This is a genomic window from Actinomycetota bacterium, from assembly GCA_036280995.1.
Classification (GTDB): domain Bacteria; phylum Actinomycetota; class CALGFH01; order CALGFH01; family CALGFH01; genus CALGFH01.
In genome coordinates this window covers 1-5837 of sequence record DASUPQ010000038.1, presented here as the reverse complement: position 1 = coordinate 5837, position 5837 = coordinate 1, and the positions used below count along the sequence as shown (strand labels likewise).

General features: G+C 74.9%; 8 protein-coding genes. 5 read left to right on the top strand and 3 right to left on the bottom strand.

Features of this window, described 5'->3' with window-relative positions; genetic code table 11:
• Positions 1 to 153: 153 nt before the first annotated feature.
• A complete protein-coding gene (locus tag VF468_00970) occupies positions 154 to 1545 on the bottom strand; it encodes a hypothetical protein (GenBank protein ID HEX5876896.1) in 1392 nt (463 codons plus the stop codon).
• A 136-nt stretch (positions 1546 to 1681) separates the two neighbouring features.
• Here VF468_00970 and VF468_00965 point away from each other — a divergent pair, with 136 nt between their 5' ends.
• The 3 genes from VF468_00965 to VF468_00955 are packed head-to-tail and all read left to right on the top strand — an operon-like array spanning position 1682 to position 3463.
• Entirely contained in the window at positions 1682 to 2227 is a 546-nt protein-coding gene (locus tag VF468_00965) for a DICT sensory domain-containing protein (protein HEX5876895.1), read from the top strand.
• Between the two features lie 39 nt (positions 2228 to 2266).
• Entirely contained in the window at positions 2267 to 2800 is a 534-nt protein-coding gene (locus tag VF468_00960; protein HEX5876894.1) for a sigma-70 family RNA polymerase sigma factor, read from the top strand.
• A gap of 3 nt (positions 2801 to 2803) precedes the next feature.
• The gene (locus tag VF468_00955; protein ID HEX5876893.1) at positions 2804 to 3463 is read left to right on the top strand and encodes an anti-sigma factor; all 660 of its coding nucleotides are present in this window, start codon (positions 2804 to 2806) and stop codon (positions 3461 to 3463) included.
• Between the two features lie 7 nt (positions 3464 to 3470).
• Here the strand turns inward: VF468_00955 and VF468_00950 are convergent, their stop codons facing one another.
• Complete coding sequence (locus VF468_00950) at positions 3471 to 3800, bottom strand: 4a-hydroxytetrahydrobiopterin dehydratase (protein HEX5876892.1); 330 nt, start codon at positions 3798 to 3800, stop codon at positions 3471 to 3473.
• An 87-nt stretch (positions 3801 to 3887) separates the two neighbouring features.
• Between VF468_00950 and VF468_00945 the strand changes: the two genes are divergently transcribed.
• Complete coding sequence (locus VF468_00945; protein ID HEX5876891.1) at positions 3888 to 4646, top strand: ABC transporter ATP-binding protein; 759 nt, start codon at positions 3888 to 3890, stop codon at positions 4644 to 4646.
• 5 nt (positions 4647 to 4651) lie between these two features.
• Positions 4652 to 5470: an ABC transporter permease gene (locus VF468_00940; protein ID HEX5876890.1), complete on the top strand. Its 819-nt coding sequence runs from the start codon at positions 4652 to 4654 to the stop codon at positions 5468 to 5470.
• Here VF468_00940 and VF468_00935 read toward each other — a convergent pair.
• Positions 5467 to 5837, bottom strand: a 371-nt coding sequence (locus VF468_00935) for a hypothetical protein (protein HEX5876889.1), incomplete at its 5' end; no start/stop codon positions are given. The two genes, VF468_00940 and VF468_00935, sit on opposite strands and share 4 nt — an antisense overlap.

The window sequence follows — 5837 nt, the reverse complement described above, 5'->3', positions numbered from 1 at the left end:
ACCTGCTGCGGGGCGTCGGGGGCCACGTACACCGGCCTCCTGGCGAGGGAGTCCGCGACCGACCGGACCGACGCCGCCGCCGGTGCGGCGGCCAGCGCCGTCACCACCAGAGCGAGCATGATCGAGCCGAGCCAACGCCGGACGTGGGGCCGGCTACCGTGCGCCGGCCGTCTGGTCCTCATCGGGGTCCTCCTGGATGGTGATCGTGCCGCTGTCGGACGGCTGCTCTCCCGTGATAGCACCACCGCTGTCGAGTACGCCCGTGTCGGCGAACGAGACGGGCAGGTAGCCGTAGCCGCCGCCGGAGGTGTTGTGGCCCCCGGCGAAGCCGTCGTCCAGCGCCTTGCCCAGCGGGAACCCGGCGACCAGGTCGGCGGCGGCCCCTCCGAAGTACCCCCCGAACCACGACTCGAAATGCGAAGGCGCGTCGTAGAAGGGCACGCGGCGCAGGGCGGTGCGGATCCGCCGTGGCTGCGGCTGGACGCCGTTGGCGACCTGCTGCATGCAGGCCCGGCAGGCGGGCACCGGCCGGGGCGGCCCCCCCGGCGGCTCCCAGCCGACGTCGTGGACCGACGGCCCGTGGCGGGTGTCGAAGAAGCAGGGCGGCCGCCGGCGCGGCGGGTCGCGGCGCTCGAACAGCGCCCTGGCCGCCGCCATGGCGTACTGCCCCGACTCGAGCGCGCTGCTCACCTGGGCCAGGTCGGCCGGCGCCTTGGCCCGGTCGAACGCCTCCTCGGCCCGCTCCAGCAACTCGTACGCCCTGGTGTACTGGTTGACCGCCTCCGAGTTGCCGGCCTCCTCGGCCTCGAGGTCGACGTTGAGGTTGCGCAGGTCGCTGGCGAGCGCGTCGAGGTCCTCCCGGGAGGCCGCCTTGGCCTCGGAGAGCTGGACCCCGCTGCGCAGCGTCCGCTGCTCGGACCGGTTCTCCAGCGTCAGGGCGAGCCCGACGGCCAGCGCCACCACCCCGGCGACGGCCAGCAGGACCAGCAGCACGGTGTTGTCGCCCGAGTCCTCCTGGCCCGGCGGGGGCTGGGGGGGCGGCGCCGTGGCCGGGGTGGTCCCGGCCGCGTCCTCGACCCGCTCGATGAAGTCGAAGATGGCCGCGGCCAGCTCCGGGTGCTCCCGGAACGCGACCCTGGCCCGATTGGCGGCCGCGCCCGGGTCGAGGGTGTTGCTGCCCGCTCCCTCCTCGGCCCCGGCGACCACCAGGTACGTCCCCGGCTTGCCGACCGAGGTCGCGACCTGGGAGGCCAGGTCGTTGGCGCTGCCGCCGGCCTCGGCCAGCGCCTGGGCCGGCAGGACGGCCACGAAGATGGGCGTGCCGGCGAGGGCGAGCCGGGCCGAGATCCGCTCCCGGTCCACCAGCGACAGGGTCGGCCTGGCCGACGGGTTCACGTACAGCGGGGCGTCGCGCAGCTGCCCGGCCGTGCGGTCGACCCAGGGTCCGGCCGCGGCCGGACCGGCCAGGCCGACCAGCAGGCACAGCACCATCCCGGCCAGGGCCGCCAGGGCCACGGCCGGCCGGGCCGGCAGGGTGCGGGACATCTCACCTCGCTTGCGTGGGCGATCTCCGACCATTGTCCCGCTTCCGTCGAGGGTGCGTGGCCGCGACCCGGTTCGCGCGCCACCGGTGGTTGCGGCCATCATGGCGCCGTCCGGCAGGGTGATCGAGGTGGGTGGCGTGGACTGGCACCGTCTGGGGGACGGCGACAGCGAGGCGGGCAGGCGGGCGGGCGTACTCGACCTGCTCCGCCGGGCCCAGCGCGAGCTGGGCGGGGAGCCGCTCACCGGCACCCGGTTCCTGTACCGGGCCCGCGACATGCTGGCCGCGACCCGCGAGATCGAGGCCGCCGTCCGCGGCGCCGACACCACCCTGTTCGTGGGGTTCCAGCGGGCCGGGAAGCTCGACGGCGAGGCCCGCACCTACCAGGACCTGACGGCGGCGGGGGTCCGGGTGGTCGCCTTCGGCACCGGCGAGCCGGAGCGCCTGCCCGGGGTGGAGTGGGTCCGCCTGCCCGAGGACCAGGCGGCCCTCCAGAACCAGTGGCTGCTGGTCACGGAGCGGCCGGAGCCGATCGTGTTCGTCGGCTTCGAGACGTCCGAGCCCGACCGCTTCGGCCTGCTCGAGGTCACCGACCCCGCGCGCAGCTTCACCGGGTTCGTGAGCGGGGATCGTCGATTGGTCCGGGCCATCGCGGAGTACCTGGAAGGGATCAGCCGGCCCTGAGGAAACCATCCGGCCGGTTCGAGCGAAGGAAGGAGACGAGTGGAGCAGGGCGCCAGCTCCAACCTGGGGGCTCGTCTCGCCGCCGGCGAGGAGGGGGCGATCAACGATGTCTACTCCGCCCTCGGCCCCATGGTGCTCGGCTACCTGCGCCGCTTCGTGCACCGCGACGAGGCCGAGGATGTGCTGCAACGTGTGTTCTACGAGGTCTGGCGGAACCGGGATCGCTACGATCCAACCCGCAGCCTCGAGGCGTGGGTCCTCGGCATCGCCCGCAAGCGGGCCATCGACCAGCTCCGCCGCAGGCATGCCAACGTGGTGCCGATCGAGGAGCTGCGCGACATCGCCGGGGACGACGGGCGGGAGCTGGCCGAACGCTACGCCCGCGCCAACCAGGTGCGGGGCGCGCTGGAGCACCTGCCGCGGGAGCAGCGCGAGGCCCTCACCCTCGCCTACTTCGGCGACCTCACCCAGACCGAGATCGCCGAGCGGCTCGGGGTGCCGCTGGGGACGGTCAAGGCGCGGACCTTCCGGGGCCTGCGCCGCCTGGCCGACATTCTCGGCACGGTGGGCTGAGCGGTGACCGTGCGCCACCCCCGGGACGAGCTTCCCGGCCTGCTCCTCGGCGAGCTGCCGCCGGGTACGGCGATCGACGTCGACCGGCACCTGGCCGGCTGCGACCCGTGCCGCCGCGACCTGGCCGCGGTGGCCGTCGCCTCCTCGGCCCTGCGCGACGCCTCCCGCCTGTCCGTCATGCCGGCGCCCGACCTGCCCTCCATGCGGCTGCCCTCCGCCAGCCCGGACCCGACCCTGGGCCGGCGCCGGGGACGCTGGCTGCTGGGGGCGGCCGCCGTCCTGCTCGCCCTCCTGCTCGGCGTCGGCGGCTACACCGTCGGCCGCGACCGCGACGCCGGCCGCGGCCAGACGGTCGCCCTGGCCGCCACCACCGGGGACGCCACCGCCGAGGCCCGCATGCGGGGCGCCGGCGACGACCAGATCATGACCATGACCGCCCGCGGCCTGCCGCGGCCCCCGGCCGGCGCCTACTACGAGGTCTGGCTGGTGGACGACGCCGGCAAGGAGTTCCCGGTCGGGGTGCTCGCCGCCAACGGCGAAGGCATCTGGAGCCTGCCCGCGGAGGTCACCGCCCGCTACCGGGTGATCGACGTCACTCTGGAGCCGGCCGACGGCGACCCGTCCCGCTCCGCCGAGTCGGTCCTGCGCGGCACCTACGCCTGACCGCCGATCAGAGCCGGTCGAGCTTGGCGGCCAGGATGAAGTCGTTGTCGGTGAGGCCGCCGGCGGCGTGGGTGGTGAGGCTGACCGCGACCCGGCCCCAGCCGAGCTCGATGTCGGGGTGATGCCCCTCGGCCTCGGCCAGCAGGGCCAGGCGGGCGACGAAGCCGAAGGCGTCCCGGAAGTTGGGGAACTCCAGCTCGCGCCGGAGGCGGAGCGTGCCCTCCCGGGCCCACGAGGGGTCGAGCTGGGCCTCGTGCTCGACCGCCCGGTCCTCGTCGATCGGGGGTGTGCCCGGCTTGCAGGCCACGCAGTGCCGGCTGGCCAGCTCTTCGCTCACGGCGGCATCCTCCTCCGGCCAAGGGCGCCGCACAAGCTGGGGATATCCCGTGGCGAGATGTTGGGGGCGGCTGGGACACTGGCTGGCATGAGCGACGTCCTCCGCGCCCGCGGACTTGTCAAGACGTACCGCCGCGGCCGGGCCGTGGACGGCGTCGACCTGACCGTGCGCCGAGGCGAACGGGTCGCCCTGCTGGGACCCAACGGGGCCGGCAAGACCACCACCCTGCTGATGTGCCTCGGCGTGGTCGAGCCCGACGGCGGCACCGTCGAGATCGTCGGCCACCGCCTGCCCAAGGGCCGCAGCGCGGCCATGGCCCACGTCGGCTTCGCGGCCGGCTACCTGCCCCTGCCCGAGCGCCTGCGGGTCGGGGAGTACCTGCGCATGTACGGCCAGCTCTACGGCCTGGCCGACCCCGACGAGCAGGCCGCCCGGGGCCTTGAGCGCTTCGGCATCCCGCAGCTGGCCAGGGCCATGGGCACCGAGCTGTCGTCCGGCCAGAAGACCCTGATCGGCATCGTCAAGTCCACCATGCACGACCCCGAGCTGCTGGTCCTGGACGAGCCGACGGCCAGCCTCGACCCCGACGTGGCCCTGCGGGTCCGCACCGGCCTGGCCACCCTGTGCGAGGAGCGGGGCACGTCCCTGCTGGTCACCAGCCACAACATGGTCGAGGTGGAGCGGATCGCCGAGCGGGTCGTGTTCCTGTCCGCCGGCCGGGTGGTCGCCGACGGCCCGCCGTTCGAGGTCGCCGCCCGCTTCGGCCGCGACGACCTCGAGGAGGTCTTCCTCCACCTGGCCTCCCAGCGCCAGGCCAGCGAGCACACCGGGGGGCTGCGGCCATGACCGTCATGAGGGTGTCCAGGGAGCTGGCGCCGTGGCTGCGCATGTGGGCGGTGGCCCGCCGGCACGCCTACGTGCTGCTCCGCAGCCCGCACCGGCTGTTCGACGTGACCGTCTGGCCGATCGTGGACACGGTGCTGTTCGGGTCCCTCGGGGTGTTCTTCGTCCGCCAGGGTGGGCCGGACTCGGCCGCCCAGGCCGGGGTGGCCTACCTGCTGTCCGGGATCGTCCTCTGGCACGTCGTCTACCAGGCTCAGATCGCCGTCTCGACCGGCTTCATGGAGGAGACCTGGTCGCGCAACCTGCTCAGCCTGATGGTGACGCCGCTCCGGGAGCTGGAGCTGGTCGCCGGGATCGCCCTGTTCGGGCTGGCCAAGCTGGTGATGGGCGTCGGCGTGGTGGCCATGGGGGCGTGGGCCCTCTACGCCTTCGACGTCACCGCCCTCGGGCTCGCCGTGCTGCCGGTGGTCGCCATCCTGATGGTGGGCGGGTGGGCGATCGCCCTGTTCGTGGTCGGCCTCATCCTGCGCTTCGGCAACGGGGCGGAGGCGCTGGCCTGGGGCATCATGTTCGTGGTGATGCCGCTGGGCGGCGTCTTCTACCCGGTCGAGGCCCTCCCGGCGTTCGTGCAGCCGATCTCGGAGCTGCTGCCGACCACCCATGCCTTCGCCGCCGGCCGCGAGCTGATCGACGGCGGCCCGGTCCCGTGGGGCGAGCTCTCCCTGGCCGCCGTCGGCACCCTGGCCGCCACCGCCGCCGCCCTCGCCTTCGTCGCCTGGATGCTGCGCCTGTTCCGCCGCCGCGGGTACGTGACCCGCTACAGCTAGGCCTGGGACCGGCCGCGGCCGAACAGGCGGCGGAAGAAGCGGCCGATGGCCTGGAACAGGGCCTGCAGGCGGCCCTTGATCATGGTGCCGACCAGGCTGCCGGCGTCGAGGGCCTCGGCCGCCCGGGGCGCCGGGGTGGCGGGTCGGGCGGCCGGGGTGCCGGTCGTGGACGTTGCCGTGGGAGCGGCGCCGGCGCCGGTGGTGGTCGTCCCGTCGCCCGCGGCGACTGCATCCGACGAGGGGCCGGGCTGGGCCCCGGTTGCGGTGGTGGCCCCCGCGCCCGCCACGCCCGCCACGCCCGCCGCCTCTGCCGCGCCTGCGCCCGCACCCGCCTCGGCCCCCGCACCCGCCTCGGCCCCCGCACCGG

Bases quoted from the DNA above. Each gene is read 5' to 3' on its own strand.
- VF468_00970 (HEX5876896.1), bottom strand. From the start codon at position 1,545: ATGTCCCGCACCCTGCCGGCCCGGCCGGCCGTGGCCCTGGCGGCCCTG.
- VF468_00945 (HEX5876891.1), top strand. From the start codon at position 3,888: ATGAGCGACGTCCTCCGCGCCCGCGGACTTGTCAAGACGTACCGCCGC.
- VF468_00940 (HEX5876890.1), top strand. From the start codon at position 4,652: ATGAGGGTGTCCAGGGAGCTGGCGCCGTGGCTGCGCATGTGGGCGGTG.